The organism is Hymenobacter sp., assembly GCF_031398885.1.
In the GTDB taxonomy this organism is placed as follows: domain Bacteria; phylum Bacteroidota; class Bacteroidia; order Cytophagales; family Hymenobacteraceae; genus Hymenobacter.
The window spans coordinates 1-18,698 of the sequence record NZ_JANNOD010000039.1; the positions used below are offsets into that span (position 1 = coordinate 1).

Below are 18,698 nucleotides of genomic sequence, written 5' to 3' on the forward strand. Positions count from 1 at the left end.
CCACGTCGTTGAAGCCTCAAAGCAACAAAACAAAAATTCCACATTCCTCATTCCTCATTCCTCATTCCTCATTCCTCATTCCTCATTCCTCATTCCTCATTCCTCATTCCTCATTCCTCATTCCTCATTCCTCATTCCTCATTCCTCATTCTTAATTGAGCCCCCACGCAGGCCAGCAGTAGCAGGCCGTAGCGGGCGGCGTGGGCCAGCACGGCGCCCTGCAGGCCGAACCGGGGCAGCAGCAGCGCCAGCAGCCCCGCAAATACTGCCGCCGAGGCCGCCTGCACTGCCACGTAGGGGCCCGTGCGCGCCCGGGCCGTGAGCTGAAAGATGAACAACCAGCTGATAAACTTGGCCCAGTCGCCCAGCAACTGAGCCCCCAGAAACTCGCGTGCCGCCAGCAGCCGCGGGGCAAAGAGCAACGGCAGCAGCCAGTCGCGGCAAACGAAAATCAGGCCCAGGCCGGCGGCCAGCCCCGGCGCCAGCAGCTTCAGCACCCCCAGCAGGTAGTTGCGCGCCGCCGGCTGCCCGGCCAGGGCCGCCAGCCGCGGGTAGAACACGCTGCTCATCACCGCCCCAAACACCATGGTGTAGTTGTCCGACAGCTTGGCCACGGCCTGCCACAGGTCGGTGCGGGCGGGCCCGAAAGTGGCCAGCAAATAGTCGCGCAGCACGTAGTCCACGGCCTTGCCAAACACCAGCGTGCTCACGGCCATGAGCAGGAACTGGCCCAGCCGCCGCAGCGCCAGCCGGCTGACGGGCGCGGCCAGCCGCACGCCCCGCAAGAGGCCGGCCCGCGCCGCCAGCCCCAGCGCCGGAGCCAGCGTAAGGCCCTGTGCCAGCAAATAGGCCAGCAGCGCTTCGGGCGGCGACCGATGGCCCAGCAGCGCAGCCGCCACGGCGCTGGTGCCCAGCACGGCCAGTGTTGCCGACAAGCCCAGGTAGGCCCGCAACCGCCCGGCGGCCAGCAGCGCGGCGCCCAGCAGCCCCTGCCCCAGCAGCAGCGCAATGCCTGCCAAAAACGCCACCGTGTAGCCCCAGCCCCAATCCAGCAGGCCCCGGCCAGCCAGGACCGCGCCCCCCACCACCAGAGCCGCAGCGTTGAGCGTGAGGGCGGCGCCCAGCCACGCCCGGTAGCGGGGGCTGCCCGGTTGCAGAGGGGCCAGATATTTTACCAGGCCCACGTGCACCCCGTCGTTGGGCAGGGTGGTGAGCAGGGCCATCAGGTTCTGGAACTGGGCCAGCAGGGTGAGGCCGCCAGCGGGCGCGTAGGTCGCAAACAGCTTGTTGATGACCAACGCCCCCGCGGCCCGGACCGTCACCGCCACCCCCGTGCCCAGCGAGCCGCGCACGAATTGGCGAATGGGCGAAGAGGTGGGCATGGGGTCAGTTGAGCACAAAGAACGGCGGCCAACGGCTGGCTTGTTGTTGAAATTGACGCCCTCACTCATTGCCCCGTTCGCTCATTCCCCCATTGCCTTTTCCCAGCTCAGGCGCAGGCCCGCCACGGCCCCCAGATGCCGCTTGAAGCGCAGCAACGACGCGTTGGGGCGGGCGTCCAGGGTGGAGGTACCGAGGTCGAGCACGGCCAGGCCGCTGGCTTGGGCAAAAGCGTGCAGGCCTTCGTTGAGCAGCACCACGGGGCTCAGGGCGTTGCAGCGCAGGGGGCTGGCGGGGTAAAAATTATAGAGCACCCCCTCGCTCACCCGAATGGCAACGGTGAGGGCCGCCCAGTCGCCGTTGGGCTGCCGCACTGAGAAGAGAAAATGCTCCCGCGGAAAGCGCCGAAACAACTCCTGCACCCGCGCCAAAGACAACGACAGCTCGTAGCCCCGCTCCTGCCGGCACGCCCGGATGAAGTCGTGGGCGGCCGGCAGCAGCAAGGGCGGCTCCTGCTCGAAAAGCAGCCCGTGGCGCCGGCACTTGTGCAGCCGGCGCCGCTCCGAGGGATGCAAATGGGCCTCGTAATTCCGGGCCGGGTCGAGGTGGTAGTTCTGTTCGGCCAGCGCCACGCGGTAGCCGCGCTGCCGCAGCGTTTCGGCCAGCACAGCGGCCCCGGCGGGGTCGTAGGCGAAGGGGTAGCCGCGCAGCGCCAGGCGTTTCGCGCCCCGGTGCGCCAGCGCGGTTTCGGCGGCCGCCAGCAGGGCGTGCAGGGGCCCGGCCCCGACGCCCGCCGCCAGTTGCACGGCCCCGAATGGCGCCTGCGCCGGGCTGTGGGCCGTTTCGGCCGCCGCATCCAGGGCCACGTGCAGCTGCGCCACGGTGCGGCCGGCGGCCGCGTCTTCCAGGTAAAAGCTGAGGACCGGGCCGGCGTTGGGCTGCAGGGCCTGGTGGTCGGGCCGCAGGTACAGGAACGAGTCAAACGCCAGCGGCAGCCGGGGCCCGGCCGGTCCAGCCGGTCCGCTTGCGGCCGGGTACACGGCGAAGCGGCGGGTTGTGCTTGCCACGCCTGGTTCCGTTGCAAGTAAAGAATCCGGTATTTTCAAACCTTAATTTCGTGGCTTCCCCGGCAAAGTACGGCACTGGGCAGCGGCGCAAGGCCCAAAAATTCTCCGCGCATTCAAAACCTTGTTTCCGAGCAATGCCCTCCGGCCGCCGCGCGGTAGGACCCGGGAAGCCGCGAAAACCCCGTCCGAAACCCGCTCCGAGTGGCTGTTGGCCGTAAGCATCCCCGCATTGTATTCTCTCCCGTCGCATGACCCCACAAACCCCCTCACCGGCGCTTGGACCGGCCTCCGAACCGGCCAACGCCGACGGCCCCGCCTACAGCTTCACCGACCGCGAAGCCACCCTGCAGGCCCGTAAGCAAACCGAAACGCTGGGCCAGCGCCCCGGCGCGCTCGTCATCCGCGAGGGCGCCTTGCCGCCGCGGCTCTTCCTCATTTCCTACGACGAGCAGACCCTGACCGAGCAAGAATGCCTCAGCTACGACGAGCTGTGGGCCAGCTTTCAGGCCCATCCCGAGCTGCGGCATTGGATTGACGTGCGCGGCTACGGCGACCTGGCCCTGATGGAGCGGCTCATGCACGACTTTGCCCTGCACCCGCTGCAGATGGAAGACGTGCTGGGGGACTTTCAGCGCGCCAAGGTGGACGTGTTCGACAACAACCGCCTGTTCCTGGTGTCGCGCATGACGGACTTTACCTCCGACCTGGAAATCGACGACGACCAGCTCTCCATCTTCACCGGCCCCAACTACGTGCTCACCTTTCAGGACGACTACGACGACTGCCTCAACTCGCTGCGCGTCCGCCTGCGCAGCAACTTCAGCCAAATCAAGCGCAAGTCGTCGCTCTACCTGGCCTACGCCCTCAGCGACGTGGTCATCGACCACTACTTTCCCACCATGGCGGCCATCGGCGACTACATCGAGGGCCTGGAGGAGCGGATTTTCTCGGAGCGGCGCGAGCGGCGCATGCTCAACCGCATCCTGCGCATCAAGAAGGACATCGTGCGCTTCCGCCGGCTGGTGTACCCCGAGCGGGACAAAATCAGTGAAATCCTGCGCCTGCCCGAAGAAGTCGTGCCCGAGGACGTCAAGGTCTTTTTCAAGGACCTCTACGACCACGCCATGCAGGCCCTGGACCTGGCCGAGAGCTACCGCGAAAACATCACCAGCCTCACCGAGCTGTTTCTCTCGGACCAGAGCAACCGCATGAACGAGGTGATGAAGGTGCTGACCATCATCAGCGCCATTTTCATTCCGCTCAGCTTCGTGGCCGGCGTGTACGGCATGAACTTCCAGCGCGAGGCCCCGCCCGCCGGCCCCAACCCCCTCAACATGCCCGAGCTCTACAGCCCCTGGGGCTACCCCGGGGTGCTCGCCTTCATGACCCTGATGGTGGCCGGCCAGCTCTATTATTTTTGGCGCAAAGGGTGGCTGGGCAAGCAGCGGTAGTTTCCGTTTGTCGCGCAACAACTGGCCGTCCTCCACGAGCTGCAATCGAGAAGAACGACCACGGCACGGGGGCCGTTGGTTGCGAACGACAAAGGTTAAGTTGTCAGGCAGTGATTGTCAGGTATTAGTCTTTTGATAAATATCTGACGAGCAACGGACAACTCGTTTACTTTTGAACGACTACTTGGTTGATTCTAAGCTCGGTGCGGCGCAGCTCGCGGCCCACGGCGCGCACCAGCTGGTAGGTGTCGGTGGTGGCGTCGTGGGTCAGGCCAATGCCGGTGCCGGTGCTGGGCAGGGCCGCGCCGCCCAGCAGCCGGCCCGTGTTGCCGTACACAAACACCTGGCCGGGCCCGGGCTCGGTGAGGGCCACCACCTGCCGGCTCCCCCCAAAATCGAAGAACTGCACGGGCTTGCTGCCCGACGTGACGAAGCGCTGGGTGAGCAGCGGGGCCACCCGGCCGGGCAGGTACACGTCGAGCCGGTTGCCGTCTTCCCGCGCGACCACGAAGCTGCGGCCGCGCTGGTCCGGCACCAGCCGGAAGCGGGCGGTGCGGCTCCAGGTGGCCACCCGGCGGCGGCTGAGGATGTCGCCGCTCAGCGTGAAGGTCACCAGCTCGCCGTGCTGGTTCACCAGCATGAAGCGGGTGCGGCCCAGCGTGCTGCCGGCCTGCGCCAGCACTTCCCCGGCCAGCCGGGCGCCCATGCTCAGCGGAAACCCCGGAAACAGCGTGCCTTGCCCATTGAAGGCGTACACGTAGCCGTTTTGCAGGGGCACCAGCACCACGTCGCGCCCGCTCACGCTGAGCAAGGCGGGCCGCCCCGCCAGCGGAAACTCCAGCCGCTTGGGCTGCCAGCCCGGAAACAGCCGGCCCCGGGCGTCGAGCAGCAGCAGGGTATTGCCCGTCGTGACGGCCAGCAGGCGCGCGGCTTCGTTGGGGCCGTTGCCGGGCCCGGCCACCAGGGCGGCCAGGCGCACGCTGTCGGGCAGGTTGAGCGGGAAGGGCAGGACCTCCTGCCCGTCGTTGGCGAACAGGTGCAGGCGGAAACCCGCGCCCACCAGCAGGCCGCTGCCGGCCAGCGGCCCCACCCCCACCGCCGGCCCGGCCAGGGTGTCGGACCACCGCACCGTATTGTCGGCGCTCACGAAGTGCAGCACGTTGGCCGAGTCCTGCACCACGGCGGCCGGCACGCGCGTGCCGGCCGCCGGCAGCAGCGTGGGCGCCCCCACCAGGGGCCGCCGGAAGGCCAGGACCCGGCCATTGGCGGCGGCGCCCGCCCGGGCCTGGGCCGGGCCCGGGTCGGGGTGCCGCAGCAGCAGCTGGGTAAAATACCGCGCTCCGGGCGCCGCCTCGTTATGGGCGGGCACTAGTTGCAGCGCCACCTGCGGGAAGCGCTTAAACAGCGCCTCGTTGCGCAGCAGGCCGGCCCGGCGCTCCTCGGTGAGCGCGCCGAGCAACGCGTTCCAGCTGTTGCGGGTATCCACGAAGATGCTCAGACGGGCGCGGGGCAGGGTTTCCTGCAAAAACGCAACCTGGCTTGGGGTTTGGGCCCAGGTCCGGCCGGCCACCACATCGGCCAGGTAGCCGTTCAGAACGAGCGCATCGGCCAGCACGAGGTAATTGCCCACCAGCACGCACGCGCCGGGGCGGGCCTCCACGGCGTAGGGCGGGGCGGGGTCCAGCAGCGGCCCGAGCACCGCCGCCTCCGGGAAGCCCACCGGGTGCACCTGGTACGGCCCCACCCGGGTGAAAGCCGGCGAAGTACCGTCGAGCCGCCGCAGGCGGGCCAGCCACCGGGCCGTGCGGGCCGGCGCGGGGCAGCGCACAAAAGCCAGCCGCGCCGGCCGGCTGCCCGCGGCCGGGGCCGCCAGGTAGCCCACGGCCATTTCGCCCCCGAAGGTGGCGCGCAGGCTATCCAGCGCCGCGCCGCGCGCCAACGAATCGGGGCGCGGCCGGGCCGGGCCGGGCCAGGTGCGGGCCGGGCAGGCGGCCAGGTGAAGCAGCAGCGCCGTGCGGGTACTGAGCAGGTCCGCCAGGCCCAGGGGCTGAACGGGCTGGCCGCGCAGGCGTTGCTGGAGCGCACCCTGGGCCGTTTCGGGGTTAGAAAATCCTTGCAGCTGGGCCCGGCTGCCGGCCAGCTTCAGGCCCAGCAAGCCCCGCGAAACCAGGCCCGCCAGCTGGTCGAATTGCCCGTGGGCATCGGGCCGAAACAGCACATCCAAAAACTGGGGCAGGCGGCGGTAATTCACCAGCAGAGTCGCGTCCACGCCGCGCAGCGGCAGCAGGTCCGTCGAGCCAATGGCGGCCAGCACCGTGGGCGCCCCCACGTGGGCCAGGCGGCGCGCGGCCGCTTCCACCAGCGCCGGGGTGGCACTCACCAGCAAGTGGTTGCGGTAATTGAACACCGTGAGGGTGGTTTCGCTGCGCCGCTCGGTGAGCACGGTAAACTCCTGGTCCTCGTAGTCGCGGGTGGCCAAGCGGTAGCGGGCGTCCCGGCCCAGGGTTTCGAGCAGGCCCCGCACCTGACGGTATTCGCCCACCTTGGCCAGGGGAACCTGGTAGAGCACGCCGTACTCGCCCGGCCCGGTCACGTGCACCGAGGTCAGGACCAGCTTGCGGCCCAGCAGGGTCAGCAGGCCGTTGCGGCGGCGGGCGTTGCCCCCGGTCAGGCTATCGGCCAGGGCGAGGTGCCCGGCCGCCTGCTGGAAGTAGCGCACCGCGGTGAGGTTGTCCCACAGCTCGGTTTCCTGCAGGTGGCGCACCAGGGCGGGGTGGTCGCGGGTGCTGAGCACGAACACGGCGTCGGCGGGCACCAGGGCGTAGGGGTCCACGGGCACGGCGGCCAGCGTGCGCCGGTAATACACGAACGTGGCCAGCGCGAGCAGCACCAGCAAAGCCGTGAGGAACGCCAGAAGCTTTCGGGACATGCGGGGGGAAGCGGGTGACGGGCGACGAAAGTACGGCACCGAGCCCGGCCAGAGGCCCGGCGCAGGCCCGGCGCAGGCGCGTTTGGCCCGCTGCCGGCCGGGCCCGGGTGGCGGACCGGGCCCGCCCGCAACCCAAAACCCGCCGCCACCCCGTACATGCGCCGGCAGAAAGCGTATCTTTCTTCCTGGCATTAAGCCCGCAGCGATGAAAGACCATTTCACCCGCCTCCGCCAAAGCGCGGCCCCCCCGCGGTGGCGCGCCGGCCGTGCGCTGCTGCCGGTGTTCTTGCTGCTGGCGCTGCCGGCCTGTTTCCAGCTCCGCGAGCCCGAGCCCGCCGCCGCCGGCAGCGAGTGGATTCAGCCCACCCAGGTCGACATTCTGCTGGCCAACTTCACCGCCGCCGTGCAGAACCTGAACGTGGCCAACTACGAGCGCAGCTTCACCGGCCCCGACTACCGGTTCGTGCCCGACCCCAGCAGCGCGGGGTCCTCGCCGGCCCTGTTTGCCAACTGGAGCGTGCCCGAGGAAACCACCTACTTCACCAGCCTGCGCCGCCGCACGGCCCCCGGCACCATCAACAAGCTCACCCTCACCGACCGGCGCGACCAACTCTTCACCACCGACTCGGTGGAAGTGTCGGCCCTCTACCAACTGCAGGTCACGCAGCAGGACACCGCATTTCGCGCCGGCCTGCTGCAGGGCAACATCCGCCTCCTTCTGCGCCGCCGCAACAACGAGTGGCGCATCATCGCCTGGCGCGACCAGCGCACCGGCCCCGGCCTGAACTGGACCGATTTGAAGAAATATTTCAGCTCGAACTAGACGGTAAGGTGGTGGAATGGGGAGGCGGTGAGCTTGACCTTCTTCGCGCGTGCTGCGCGGATAAGTAGTCGTCCAACAGTAAACGAGTTGTCAGTTGCTCGTTGTTAGTCAGATATTTATCAAGAAGCTAACAACGGACAGCTACTGCCTGACAACTTAAAAAAAATCCACCTCCCCACGTCATCAGCTCCCCGCTTTTCGCCAGCTCCTCGCTTTGTATATTTAGACTTATGAAATTGCCACCGCGCCCGTCCTTGCCAGTTGTGCTGCTCGCCGGCATCGTGCTGCTGCTGACGGTGCCCGCCTGCAACCCGTTTGCCCCGGCGCTGAACGAGCTGCCCACCGACCAGAACCAGCTGCTGGGCAACCCCGCCACCGTGCGCGGCTTCTTCGACCGGTTCCGGGCCGCCTACCAGCTGCGCGACTCCACGCTCTACGGCCAGCTGCTTTCGCCCAAGTTCAAGTTTACCTACCGCGACTTTGCCGCCAACGTGGACCGCTCCTGGACCCGCGACGTGGACGCCAACACCACCTACCGCCTCTTCCGCGCCGCGCGCTCCACCAACCTGCAGTGGACGCAGTACCTGCCCAGCTCCGACACGCTGTCGTCGGACACGCTGGCCAGCGTGGAGCGCTCCTTTCTCCTCACCATCGAGCAGCGCGACGACGAGCGGTTCTCGGGTGCCGGCACGGCCCGGCTGGTGCTGGTGCGCAAAACCCGCAACGACCCCTGGCGCATGCGCAGCTGGTACGACCGCAGCGAGTTTTAAGGCAATTTCTACAGCCGCCAGTCACCGGGCCTGCCTTTTGGGGCGGGCCTTTTCGTTTTCTTTGACAAAATTTTTACTTCCGCATGACCGAGCCCCCATTCAACCCAGTGCAAAATAAGCCCGTCGTCACCCCCCTTGCTGAATTTCAAGGGGAACAGCCGCACTTTAAGCGCGCCATCAATCTTTTCGATGCCATCATGCTCGTCACGGGCAGCATGATAGGCTCGGGCATCTTCATCGTCTCGGCCGACATTGCCCGGCAGGTGGGCAGCGCCGGCTGGCTGCTGGTGGTGTGGCTGCTCACCGGCTTCATCACCATGGCCGGGGCCATCAGCTACGGGGAATTGGCCAGCATGTTTCCCAAGGTGGGCGGGCAGTACGTGTACCTGCGCGAGGCCTTCGGGCGGCTCACGGCCTTTCTCTACGGCTGGACCTTGTTCCTGGTCATCCAAACCGGGGTAATTGCGGCCGTGGCGGTGGCTTTTGCCAAGTTTACGGGGGTATTGCTGCCGTTTTTCAGCGTGAAGAACCTGTTGTTCCAGGCTGGCAGCTTCGAGTTTAGCAGCGTGCAGCTGCTGGCCATCGTTCTCATCGTGGGCATCACGGCCCTCAATGCCCGGGGCGTGCGCACCGGCAAGCTTATTCAGAACGTGCTGGGCAGCACCAAGCTGGTGGCCCTGGCCCTGCTCATCGTCTTCGGGGTGGCCCTGGGCCTGAACCACGAGGCCATTCAGCTTAATTTTGCCGACCTCTGGACGGCCACCCGCCACCCCGCCCCCGGCGTGAGCGCGCCGGTGCTGCCCATCAGCGGCAGCGGGCTGCTCATCGCCATCGGCATGGCCATGACCGGCTCCCTGTTTTCTTCCGATTCGTGGAACAACATCGGCTTCGCGGGCGAGGAAATTCAGAACCCCGAGCGCACGCTGGTGCGCAGCATGGCCATCGGCACGGCCATTGTCACGGCCCTCTACATCCTCATCAACGTGGTGTACTTGCTGGTGCTGCCCTTGCACGGCACGCCCGAAGCGGCCACCGTGGCCGGCCGCGGCATCCAGTACGCCACTGACGACCGGGTGGCCACCGCCGTGGCCGAGTCGGTGCTGGGCAAGGCCGGCGCCTACGTCATGGCGGTGCTCATCATGCTCAGCACCTTCGGCGCCAACAACGGCATCATTCTAAGCGGGGCGCGGGCCTACTTTGCCATGGCCAAAGACGGCCTGTTTTTCCCCGGCCTGGCCCGCCTCAACGGCGCCGGCGTGCCCGGCCGCGCCCTGTGGGCCCAGTGCCTGTGGGCCTGCCTGCTCTGCCTGAGTGGCTCCTACGGGCAGCTGCTGAACTACGTCATGTTCTCGGTGATTCTGTTCTACGTCGTCACCATTATCGGCATTTTCGTGCTGCGCCGCACCCGCCCCGAGGCGCCCCGCCCCTACCGCGCCTGGGGCTACCCGCTGGTGCCGGGCGTCTACATCCTGCTGGCCACCACGTTCTGCGTCATCCTCCTCATTGCGCCCGACACCGCCGAGTTCTCCCGCCGGGGCCTGGGCCTGGTGGCCCTGGGGCTGCCGGTTTACTTCCTGTTCGGAAAGCGGTTTGGCGGCAGAACTGCCTGAGCCGTAAGCAATGCGTCTCGTTCTCCCAAGCAGGAGACTTGCGCGGGTGCCAGCCGCCGCGTAGGTCCTGAACCAAAAACACCCGGCTCCTCACACGAGGGGCCGGGTGTTTTGCCGAAAGCTAAGTTGTCAGGCACCAGTTGTCAGTTGTTAGCTCCTTGATAAATACCTGACTAACAACAAACAACGAGCAACTGACAACTCGTTTACTGTTGGACGATTACTTAAAAGATGGATTACCGGCGCTTACGGCCCGCGTCAGCCCGGGGCATCAGCGTTACGTTCACGAACTGGCTGCCGCGGCTGCGCAGCACCTCGTCGTCGTAGCCGCCGTAGCCGTAAATCAGCGTGTTGTCGCTACCGTTGGGCACTTCCAACGTGTAGTTGCCGGTGGCGTCGGTGCTGGTGCCTTTGCTGCTGCCTTTCAGCAGCACCGTAGCACCCACCAGGGGCCGGCCGTTCTCGTCCACAATGCGGCCCGACATCGTCACGTTGGCCGGCGCTGCGGCCGGCGCTGGGGCCGTGACGGGCGCGGGCGCCAGAACGGGTTCGGGCGCGAGGGCCGCCACGGTGGGCGCCACGGGTTCGAGCGCCGTGCCCACGGAGGCGGCCGGCGCGGGAGCGGCCGTCGTGGCACGAACCGTGGCAGGCTTTGCCGCGGCGGCCGGAGTTTCCGCCGGGGCTTTCTGGGCTGCGGGCGCAGTCTGGAGGCCCGCGGCAACGCTGTCGGCCGCCGTGGGGGCCGTGGCGGTCACGGCCGCGTCATCGAGCATGAACGACGGCGTGGCCGACGCCAGGCCCTCGCCGTTGCCCTTGGGCAAGGCCACGTAGCCCAGCACCAGCACCAGCACCACCCCCGCCAGGATGTAGAGCAGGCGGTTGTTGCCCCCGGAGGTGACTTCCTCGTCCTGGGCTTCCAGGTTGGGGTCGTACTGGTCGTTGTCAGGCTTGGGTAAATTTTCCGAATTCATCGTTGGGGAAGAAGGTAAACTGGTTGAAAGCAATGGGGAATTCGCTCACGGCTAAAGCCACCGCCCCGGATATGCCCCGCAAGTTACGATTTAGCTTTGTTATCCGTTGGGATGCGGCTTTTTTTCCCGGGCCACCGGGGCCACAGAGCCGGCACCCCCCGCCGGTAAGCCCCGTACGCCGGGCCGAATGCAGCGCTCAGCCGGCGCTCTTCCCACCGCAGGCCCACCAGCACGTAGGCCCACGTCACCAGCCCAAACACGGCCCGGGGCCACGTGGGCGCCACCAGCCAAGCCCCCGCCACCAGCATCAGCACCCCCAGGTACAAGGGGTGGCGCACCCAGGCATTCAGGCCGAAAGTGCGCAGCGCGCCCGTGGGCAGCCCGGCGCGGCGCACGTACTTCCACCCCGCAAATTCGCCCAGGTCGTAGCCCCGCAGGGCCGCCACCGCCAGCCCGAGGCCCACCGCCCCCAGCACCACGCCCCCCGCAGCGAGCCACGGCGGGCGCGGCAGCGCGGGGGCCGAGAGGCTTTCCTGCCAGTGCCAGGCGGCCAAAAACCCCCACACCGAAAGCTGATTGTACCCCAGCCGATAGAACCGGGGGGCGCCGGGCCAGCGCCGGGCCACGGCCGCCTTCACCCTGCCCGTCGCCAGCAGGCTGTGCACTCCGTAATAGCACGCCCACAACAGGGCCAACGCAACGAACATCATCGCCCCAAAGGTAAAAGCGGGGCCGGCGCCGGCGTTTGGCCCAGTTGCGCCGGCCCCGCTTCGTGGCTGCCTGGTAAAGCGGTTGCGCAGTTGGCTGCGCTATTGGTCGCTGATGGTTTCGGTGCCGCCGGCGGGCTTGGCCGGGCCACTGGGCGCTTTCTCGCCAAACTCCTGCTCGCGGGTGCGCAAATTGTGGTCCAGTTCGTAGCTGCCTTCTACCTCAAAGCCGGGCCCCTGGGCTTGCTCGCCGGCCCCCGTGTGGTTGTTGCCACCCTGGGGGCTGGTTTCCGAGCCGCCGATGTGCAGGTTCTCCAGTTGGTCTTTCTGGTTGCTGCGCTGGGTGTAGCCGTTGGCGCCGGTGTTGCGCGCCGAGGTGGGCGCGGCACTGGCTTTGTGGTTGCTCTGGTCCTGCTTAAACTCTTTCTTTTTTTCCAGTTCCTCGTTTATCGGAAAACCCTTGTTTTCCGTGATTTCGGCGTTTTCGCCTTCGTTGGTGTCGGTGCCGCTGCCGGAGATATTATCAGGAATCATGATTTCGGAATGGAATGGTGAGAACTGCTTGACCTTACGCAGCCCCAATTCATTCCGTTACGAAAAGGCCGGAGCCGCTGGCAGCTCCGGCCTCGTCACGTGCGTCCGCAGGGTTCAGGGCTGGTCCCTGTCGCAACAGCCCCGTTTTACTTCTGGTCGTTCAGGCTCCAGTTGTAAGGGTAATACTCCACCGAAAACCAGGTGGGCAGGCGGTTCTCCTTGCGGAATTGATTGACGTACATCACCCCGGTCTTGCCGCTGGTGCTGAAATCAGCTTCGTACCACTTGAAGATTTCCGGCAGCTTCACCATTTTGCTGGTCTCGTCGACCTGCACGTAGTTGGGGTCCAGCAGGGCGAATTTGGCCTGTTCGTTCAGCTGCACAAAGAGCTGTTTGCCCACGTAGGCCGTGCGGCTCAGGCGGGGGCAGCTGTTGGTGCCGCACACCAGCGCAAAGTGCAGGCGCGGGTCGTCGTAGATTTTGCGGAGCTTGTCGGTTTCAATCTGGTCGAGCGTTAGTTGCTCGCCGGCCACGTTCAGGCGGGTTTTGTTGAAAAAGCCCGGCATTTCCTGCACGGAAGTCAACGGGTAGCTGGCCACGATTTCCCCAATTACGAGCACGTTGTACGCGTTGAGGTAAAACGCGTACTGGTCGGCCATTTCTGCCTTGTCCACTTCAAACTGGGCAATGCTGCCCAACAGCTCGTTCAGTTGGTCGGGGTTGCGCTGGATGGCGGCGTAATTCACTTTGCCCTCCTTGTTCACAAATTTCTGGAAGAAGGCCGTCGTCTGGGCGGTAATGGAGGCTGCCGTCGGCGGGGACGGGTTACCGGCCACGGCCAGGCCGCGGTTCATCATGAAAAGCAGCGCCACCACCCAGAATTTCACGGAAGAGAGTAAGGAAAACTTCATAAGAATAACGTAGTTGAAAGTGGATGATGAGGCCAAATCTACTACGGACAATCAATGCTGGATTTAACTTTTTTGATAATTCCCATTATGAAACTTAGGTAAAACCGCTTCGAATGCCCCTGAGTACTGGAAATGGCCAATGCCCGCTAAGTTTTCCAAAAAATAGTTTGTAACTCTCCTCTTTTCACCTCCCAAAACGGCTTGTTTATCGCGTAAAACCGGTGTTCCAACTTTTCTGCTGATTGACAATAATATGCTTTATCAGATAACCATTGCCCAACAATACGCCGCTCTATTTTACCCAAGTGGCCGCGAACCCTGCGGCGCGCTTTGACGCACTGGCGCGCCGTTGAGCACTGGCCCGCGCAACGCCGGACAGCCGAACCGCCGCTTAGCTTGGCAGTCCGGCTGTCCGGCGTTGCGCGGGCCAGGCCCTTTGGAAGCGGAATTACTTCTGGCTGTTCAGGGCCCAGTCGTACGCGTAGTAGTCAACGGCGTAGGTTGCGGGAATCTGCTTGGCGTCCCGGAACTGGTTGACGTAAGGCAGGCCAGTTTTGCCGCTGGCCTTGAAGTCGGCCTCGTACCACTTAAAAATCTGGGACAGCTGCACCTTCCGGGCGCCGGCCTCGACGCGAACAAAGACCGGGTCTTGCAGCACCTTGCGGGCCTGAATGGTGAGCTGGGCGTCGAGCTGGTTGCCCACGTAGGCGGCCCGGCTCAGGCGGGGGCAGCCTTTGGCGCCGCACACCAGGGCAAAGTGCACGCGCGGGTCGGCGTAGGGCTGGCGCAGCTTCTGCGCCTCCAGGTCGTTGAGGGTTAATTTTTCGCCCGCCACGCTCACCAGGTTTTTATCGAAAAAGCCGGGCACTTTCTGCACCGATTCGAGCGGGTAGCGCGCCACCACTTCGCCAATGACCAACAGGTTGTAGGCGTTCAGGTAAAAAGCTTCGCGGTCGGGGCCTTTGGCGGCGGCGGCGTCGAACGTCTCGACGCGCCTGAGCAGGCCCTTCAGCTCCAGCGGGTTGCGCTTGATGGCGGCGTAATTAACGTTGCCGTCCGAGTCGACAAATTTGGCCAGAAACGCCGAAGTGGCGGCCGGCAGGCTGGGCGGGGCGGCCGCGGCCCCGGCCGCCGGAGCCAGCAAAACGCAAACCGCCCACAGGCGGATGACGAGGCGGGGCGCTATTTTAACAGAAAGCATGAGGACAAAATAAATCGGGGAAATAATGGGCCGCCGCAGTAAGGATGCCCCGGCGGCGTGTCAATCATTAGGCCACAAACGTAAGGCCCCACGCCGTTGGATTGTGCCCCCGGCCCGGCTACATTTGACGGCTAGCTTCCTTTATCCTTACCCATGCATCTGGTTATTATTGGCAATGGCATTACCGGGGTGACGTGCGCGCTGGCCGTGCGCCGGCTGCGCCCGGAAGCCCAAATCACGCTCGTTTCGGCCGAAAGCGCCCACCACTACTCCCGCACGGCCCTCATGTACGTCTACATGGGCCACCTGCGCCCCGAAGACATCAAGCCCTACGGCGACTGGTTTTGGACCGAGAACCGGCTGACGCTGGTGCACGCCACCGCCACGGCCCTGAACACCGCTGCACGGCTCGTTACCCTGGACAACGGCACCAGCCTGACCTACGATAAGCTCTTGCTGGCCACCGGCTCCGAGAGCCGGCGCTACGGCTGGCCAGGCCAGGACCTGGCCGGCGTGCAGGGCCTTTACAACCTGCCCGACCTCGCGGCCATGACCCGCGACACCCAGGGCATCGGCCGGGGCGTGGTGGTGGGCGGCGGCCTCATCGGCGTGGAGCTGGCCGAAATGCTCCACTCCCGCGGCATCGAGCCGGTGGTGCTGGTGCGCGAAGCCCGCTACTGGGCCTCCGTGCTGCCGCCCGCCGAGGCCCGCCTGGTGGACCGCCAGTTCCAGGAAAACCACGTGCCGGTGCACTACAACACCGAGCTGCGCGAAATTCTGGGCGACGCCCGGGGCCGGGTGCGGGCGGTGGTGACCACGGCCGGCGACGAAATTACGTGCCAATGGGTGGGCCTGGCCACCGGCGTGACCCCCAACCTGGCCCTGGCCCGCACCTCCGCCGTGGAAACCGACCGGGGCGTCCTCGTCGACGAGCACCTGCGCACCAGTGCGGCGCACGTGTACGCGGCCGGCGACTGCGCCCAGCACCGCCGGCCCGCCGCCGGCGAGCTGCCCATCGAGCAGCTCTGGTACACGGGCCGGATGCAGGGCGAAACCGTAGCCCACACCATCTGCGGGCAGCCCACGGCCTACCGGCGCGGCATCTGGTTCAACTCGGCCAAGTTCTTCAACCTTGAATACCAGACCTACGGCCTGGCCCCGGCCGGCCCGGTGGCGGGCCTGGAAAGTTTTTACTGGGAACATCCGGCGGGCCGGGCGGCGTTGCGGGTCTACTTCCGGGCCGAAGCTCCGCACGCCGTGGCGGGCTTCAACGCGCTGGGGCTGCGGCTGCGTCACGCCGTGTGCGCGCAGTGGATTCAGCAGCAAGCCCCGGTGGCCACGGTCATGGCCAACCTGGGCGCGGCCAACTTTGACCCCGAGTTTTTCCCGCAGCACGAAAAAGCTGTGGTGGGGGCCTTCAACCGGCAGTTTCCGCAGCAAGCCGTGGTGCTGAAGCGAGGAAAAGGCCTCAGCGCAAAGTTTCGCGAAGTTTTCAGGTAACGTCTCGCCCAGTTGCAGGAGGCTATCCGAAAACAAAAAGAATGTCCTGTTGAGCTTGTCGTGCTTGCTTTTTCGGACCGGCTCCCAGTCAATTTGAACGGCACCTTTGCGAAACTTCCTTTCACCACTTCGCGAAACTTCGCGCTAAATTTTCCTCCCCGTGGATTTCTCCAAGCTATACAAGCCTTCCGCGCTCAACAGCTTCCAGTTCATTGCCCTCACGGGCCTGCTGATGAGCGCGGGCGCGCACCTGATTCTGCATTTCTTCGTAGGTCACCTGCCCAGCGGGTTCAACTGGCTGTACGTGTGCTGGACGGGCTTTTACGTTATCGGAACCCTGATTAACCTGTTCGGCAAACCCGACGAGGACCACCACCATCACCACTAATCCCCGCTGGTTAGAACGCCCCTTTGAGCCGACTTGGCCCCGCGCTTCCTTCATTGCATCTGCCTTCCTCATGAATCCGACGTTGACCGCGCCCCCGCTACCGGCTTCCTCCCCCGCCGAAAAGCTGACCCTGGCCGGGGTAGCGGCGGGCTTGCTGGCCCTGCTCCTAGCCCTGGCGGATGCCGACCCCGACCGCCGGCAAACCTGGTTTTACCTGGCCCTGGCCCTTGTCAGCGGCGGCACGCTGGCCTGGAGCTGGCTGAAGTTCGGCGGGCATCCGGCGGGGGTGCAGCAGAACAACCTGTGGCTGCGGGCCAGCACCGGCCGCGGCGCCGCGGCCTGGGTCACGGGCCTGGTGCTTACCGGGTTTTACGTGGTGCTGTACTGGTACAGCGGCGACGACGGCCGGGGCAACTTCGGGCCGCTCAGCAACCTGGTGCACGCCTTGGACGGCTTCAGCCAGTGGCTGCGCGCCCGGCCCGCCGACCAATGGTTTCTTTACGGCACCTTCTACACCCTGGCCGTGCTGCTGATGGGCGCCCGCGCCCTGTGGAAGTACCGCCACTCGCGCTACCAACTCATTCGCACCTCGTCGGTGATGTTCTTTCAGCTGGGGTTTGCTTTTCTGCTGCCGGGGCTGTTGCAGTTTTTTCAGCAGCCCGAATATTACTTCACCTATTTCTGGCCGCTGAAATACGATTATTTGTTTCCGGGCACCGTCACCGAATTGGTGAAAAACGGGGGCCTGGGCGTGTTCATGGTGTTTTGGGGCGCGGCCATGTCGCTGGTGGCCACGCCGGTGCTCACCTACTTCTACGGCAAGCGCTGGTACTGCTCGTGGGTGTGCGGCTGCGGCGGCCTGGCCGAAACCGCCGGCGACCCCTACCGGCAGCTCGCCGACAAGAGCCGCGCCGCCTGGCGCTGGGAAGTGCGCATCATCTACGCCGTGCTGGCGGTAATTATTGCCCTCACGGCGCTGCTGTGGGTGCATTTTGCCACCGGCAGCAGCCTGCTCGGCGAGGCCGGCAACGGGGCCGCCAAGTGGTACGGCTTCGCCATCGGCTCGGTGTTTTCGGGCGTGATTGGCGTGGGCTTCTACCCGCTGATGGGCGCGCGGGTGTGGTGCCGCTTCGGCTGCCCCATGGCCGCCTACCTGGGCCTGCTCCAAAAGCACTTCTCCCGCTTCCGCATCAGCACCAACGGCGGCCAGTGCATCAGCTGCGGCAACTGCTCCAACGTGTGCGAGATGGGCATCGACGTGAAAGAGTACGCCCAGCGCGGCGCGCCCATCATCCGGGCCTCGTGCGTGGGCTGCGGCATGTGCAGCACCGCCTGCCCCCGCGGCGTGCTCAACCTGGAGAACGGCCCGCGCGCCGACCGTTACCAGGCCTCGCCGCTCATCCACGCGGACTCGCTGCGGATGTTGTCCTGAGCCGCGCCACCGGCGTTTCCGTTCAGTCCGGCAGCGGCCGGTACACGCCGAAGAGTAAGTCACTCGGGTGCTGCTCCAAAAAAGCGTCCTCCAGCCGGAACAGTTCGGCCAGCAGCAGCTGGGCTTCGGAGTCATCGTCGCGCACAAAGTGGTGGGCAATGTCCTTGAGCACCAGCGTGAGCAGATTGCCACCCAAAGCGGCCTCTTCCAGCGCCTCGAAATGCTGCCGCAGCGCGGGCACGATGCGGTCCGACTCGGCCGCTTCCGAAGGGTCGGCCAGGCGCATCCGCCACAGGCCGGGGCCGCTCACGCTGGTTTTGAGGCGGCGCGACAGGTAACGAACCCGCAACGGCGCGGGCAGCACGGCGCGCAAAATGCGGTTGGCTTCCGCCAGCTGAGCGGCGGTCCATTGCAAGCGGGCCGGGCCCACGTAGTCGTTCAGGACCAGCAAGCCGTCGGGGCGCAGGGCGTGGCGCACGCGCGCCACGACGCCGTCCACGTCGGCAAAATGGTGCAGGGCCGAGTGAAACAACACAACGTCGTAGGCGGCGGCGGGAAGGGCGAGCGTGTTCACGTCGGCCACCTCCACCCGAAAATTAGCCAGGCCCTCCCGCTGGGCGGTAGCTGCGGCCTGGGCCAGCAGGCGCGCCGCGATGTCGACGCAGTGCACCTCGGCAAAGTGGGGCAACCGGGCAAACGCCAGCTCGTGCGAAGCGGCCCCGCTGCCCAGCGAAAGCAGCCGCAGCCCCGTGCGGCCGGCCAGGTACTTGGCGGCCACGTAGGGCTCGTAGGGCTGGGTGGGCCGGCCGGTCATGCGCTCGTTCCAGCGGCGGCGCACGGCGGGCACCTGCCACCAGTTGGCAGCCCGCAGGACCGGGTCGTCAAAGGCCGACCGGGTGCGGGCCAGGGCACTGAGCCGCAGCTTTGAGAGCAGAAACGGCAGCCCGCGCTGGCGCAGCTTGGCCAGGGTTTCGCGGAAGTCGTCGGCGGTAAGCAGGGGCATGAAATGGCTGGGGATGCAGGA

At 66.0% G+C, this 18,698-nt stretch carries 16 protein-coding genes; 7 read left to right on the forward strand and 9 right to left on the reverse strand.

The features are described 5' to 3' along the window. Nucleotides 1-131 precede the first annotated feature (131 nt). Nucleotides 132-1,382, reverse strand: coding sequence for a hypothetical protein (locus RMO51_RS06625; RefSeq protein WP_310393143.1), 1,251 nt, complete (start codon nt 1,380-1,382; stop codon nt 132-134). Nucleotides 1,383-1,463: 81 nt separating this feature from the next. Next, nucleotides 1,464-2,420: a hypothetical protein gene (locus tag RMO51_RS06630; RefSeq protein ID WP_310393145.1), complete on the reverse strand. Its 957-nt coding sequence runs from the start codon at nt 2,418-2,420 to the stop codon at nt 1,464-1,466. 275 nt (nt 2,421-2,695) lie between these two features. Here RMO51_RS06630 and corA point away from each other — a divergent pair, with 275 nt between their 5' ends. After that, complete coding sequence (corA, locus tag RMO51_RS06635) at nt 2,696-3,898, forward strand: magnesium/cobalt transporter CorA (protein ID WP_310393146.1); 1,203 nt, start codon at nt 2,696-2,698, stop codon at nt 3,896-3,898. 166 nt (nt 3,899-4,064) lie between these two features. Here corA and RMO51_RS06640 read toward each other — a convergent pair whose 3' ends face one another. Continuing rightward, a complete protein-coding gene (locus RMO51_RS06640) occupies nt 4,065-6,827 on the reverse strand; it encodes a hypothetical protein (RefSeq protein WP_310393148.1) in 2,763 nt (920 codons plus the stop codon). Nucleotides 6,828-7,032: 205 nt separating this feature from the next. Here RMO51_RS06640 and RMO51_RS06645 point away from each other — a divergent pair, with 205 nt between their 5' ends. The 3 genes from RMO51_RS06645 (at nt 7,033) to RMO51_RS06655 (ending at nt 10,030) form a co-directional block, all read left to right on the forward strand. After that, a complete protein-coding gene (locus tag RMO51_RS06645) occupies nt 7,033-7,650 on the forward strand; it encodes a hypothetical protein (protein ID WP_310393150.1) in 618 nt (205 codons plus the stop codon). A 230-nt stretch (nt 7,651-7,880) separates the two neighbouring features. Continuing rightward, nucleotides 7,881-8,420: a hypothetical protein gene (locus tag RMO51_RS06650; protein ID WP_310393152.1), complete on the forward strand. Its 540-nt coding sequence runs from the start codon at nt 7,881-7,883 to the stop codon at nt 8,418-8,420. Between the two features lie 83 nt (nt 8,421-8,503). Next, on the forward strand, nt 8,504-10,030 hold the full coding sequence (locus RMO51_RS06655; protein WP_310393153.1) for an amino acid permease: 1,527 nt from the start codon (nt 8,504-8,506) through the stop codon (nt 10,028-10,030). 236 nt (nt 10,031-10,266) lie between these two features. Here the strand turns inward: RMO51_RS06655 and RMO51_RS06660 are convergent, their stop codons facing one another. The 5 genes from RMO51_RS06660 to RMO51_RS06680 all read right to left on the reverse strand — a co-directional run bounded on the left by RMO51_RS06660 (nt 10,267) and on the right by RMO51_RS06680 (nt 14,354). After that, entirely contained in the window at nt 10,267-11,001 is a 735-nt protein-coding gene (locus RMO51_RS06660) for a carboxypeptidase-like regulatory domain-containing protein (RefSeq protein ID WP_310393156.1), read from the reverse strand. A gap of 83 nt (nt 11,002-11,084) precedes the next feature. Further along, entirely contained in the window at nt 11,085-11,711 is a 627-nt protein-coding gene (locus tag RMO51_RS06665; protein ID WP_310393159.1) for a methyltransferase, read from the reverse strand. Between the two features lie 99 nt (nt 11,712-11,810). After that, nucleotides 11,811-12,242 carry a hypothetical protein gene (locus RMO51_RS06670; RefSeq protein WP_310393162.1) on the reverse strand — a complete coding sequence of 144 codons (432 nt, stop codon included), beginning with the start codon at nt 12,240-12,242 and terminating at the stop codon, nt 11,811-11,813. 146 nt (nt 12,243-12,388) lie between these two features. Beyond that, nucleotides 12,389-13,153 carry a DUF547 domain-containing protein gene (locus RMO51_RS06675; protein WP_310393163.1) on the reverse strand — a complete coding sequence of 255 codons (765 nt, stop codon included), beginning with the start codon at nt 13,151-13,153 and terminating at the stop codon, nt 12,389-12,391. Nucleotides 13,154-13,601: 448 nt separating this feature from the next. Then, nucleotides 13,602-14,354: a DUF547 domain-containing protein gene (locus RMO51_RS06680; protein WP_310393165.1), complete on the reverse strand. Its 753-nt coding sequence runs from the start codon at nt 14,352-14,354 to the stop codon at nt 13,602-13,604. A 153-nt stretch (nt 14,355-14,507) separates the two neighbouring features. Between RMO51_RS06680 and RMO51_RS06685 the strand changes: the two genes are divergently transcribed. From RMO51_RS06685 to RMO51_RS06695, 3 genes are all read left to right on the forward strand, one after another. Beyond that, nucleotides 14,508-15,854 carry an FAD-dependent oxidoreductase gene (locus RMO51_RS06685; RefSeq protein ID WP_310393167.1) on the forward strand — a complete coding sequence of 449 codons (1,347 nt, stop codon included), beginning with the start codon at nt 14,508-14,510 and terminating at the stop codon, nt 15,852-15,854. Nucleotides 15,855-16,014: 160 nt separating this feature from the next. Beyond that, nucleotides 16,015-16,242, forward strand: coding sequence for a hypothetical protein (locus tag RMO51_RS06690; RefSeq protein ID WP_310393170.1), 228 nt, complete (start codon nt 16,015-16,017; stop codon nt 16,240-16,242). 70 nt (nt 16,243-16,312) lie between these two features. Further along, nucleotides 16,313-17,674, forward strand: a complete 1,362-nt coding sequence (locus RMO51_RS06695) for a 4Fe-4S dicluster domain-containing protein (protein WP_310393172.1) — start codon at nt 16,313-16,315, stop codon at nt 17,672-17,674. 22 nt (nt 17,675-17,696) lie between these two features. Here RMO51_RS06695 and RMO51_RS06700 read toward each other — a convergent pair whose 3' ends face one another. Further along, nucleotides 17,697-18,677 carry a class I SAM-dependent methyltransferase gene (locus tag RMO51_RS06700; RefSeq protein ID WP_310393173.1) on the reverse strand — a complete coding sequence of 327 codons (981 nt, stop codon included), beginning with the start codon at nt 18,675-18,677 and terminating at the stop codon, nt 17,697-17,699. Between the last annotated feature and the right edge of the window lie 21 nt (nt 18,678-18,698).

Bases quoted from the DNA above. Each gene is read 5' to 3' on its own strand.
- RMO51_RS06625 (WP_310393143.1), bottom strand. From the start codon at position 1,382: ATGCCCACCTCTTCGCCCATTCGCCAATTCGTGCGCGGCTCGCTGGGC.
- corA (WP_310393146.1), top strand. From the start codon at position 2,696: ATGACCCCACAAACCCCCTCACCGGCGCTTGGACCGGCCTCCGAACCG.
- RMO51_RS06640 (WP_310393148.1), bottom strand. From the start codon at position 6,827: ATGTCCCGAAAGCTTCTGGCGTTCCTCACGGCTTTGCTGGTGCTGCTC.
- RMO51_RS06645 (WP_310393150.1), top strand. From the start codon at position 7,033: ATGAAAGACCATTTCACCCGCCTCCGCCAAAGCGCGGCCCCCCCGCGG.
- RMO51_RS06650 (WP_310393152.1), top strand. From the start codon at position 7,881: ATGAAATTGCCACCGCGCCCGTCCTTGCCAGTTGTGCTGCTCGCCGGC.
- RMO51_RS06655 (WP_310393153.1), top strand. From the start codon at position 8,504: ATGACCGAGCCCCCATTCAACCCAGTGCAAAATAAGCCCGTCGTCACC.
- RMO51_RS06660 (WP_310393156.1), bottom strand. From the start codon at position 11,001: ATGAATTCGGAAAATTTACCCAAGCCTGACAACGACCAGTACGACCCC.
- RMO51_RS06665 (WP_310393159.1), bottom strand. From the start codon at position 11,711: ATGATGTTCGTTGCGTTGGCCCTGTTGTGGGCGTGCTATTACGGAGTG.
- RMO51_RS06670 (WP_310393162.1), bottom strand. From the start codon at position 12,242: ATGATTCCTGATAATATCTCCGGCAGCGGCACCGACACCAACGAAGGC.
- RMO51_RS06675 (WP_310393163.1), bottom strand. From the start codon at position 13,153: ATGAAGTTTTCCTTACTCTCTTCCGTGAAATTCTGGGTGGTGGCGCTG.
- RMO51_RS06680 (WP_310393165.1), bottom strand. From the start codon at position 14,354: ATGCTTTCTGTTAAAATAGCGCCCCGCCTCGTCATCCGCCTGTGGGCG.
- RMO51_RS06685 (WP_310393167.1), top strand. From the start codon at position 14,508: ATGCATCTGGTTATTATTGGCAATGGCATTACCGGGGTGACGTGCGCG.
- RMO51_RS06695 (WP_310393172.1), top strand. From the start codon at position 16,313: ATGAATCCGACGTTGACCGCGCCCCCGCTACCGGCTTCCTCCCCCGCC.
- RMO51_RS06700 (WP_310393173.1), bottom strand. From the start codon at position 18,677: ATGCCCCTGCTTACCGCCGACGACTTCCGCGAAACCCTGGCCAAGCTG.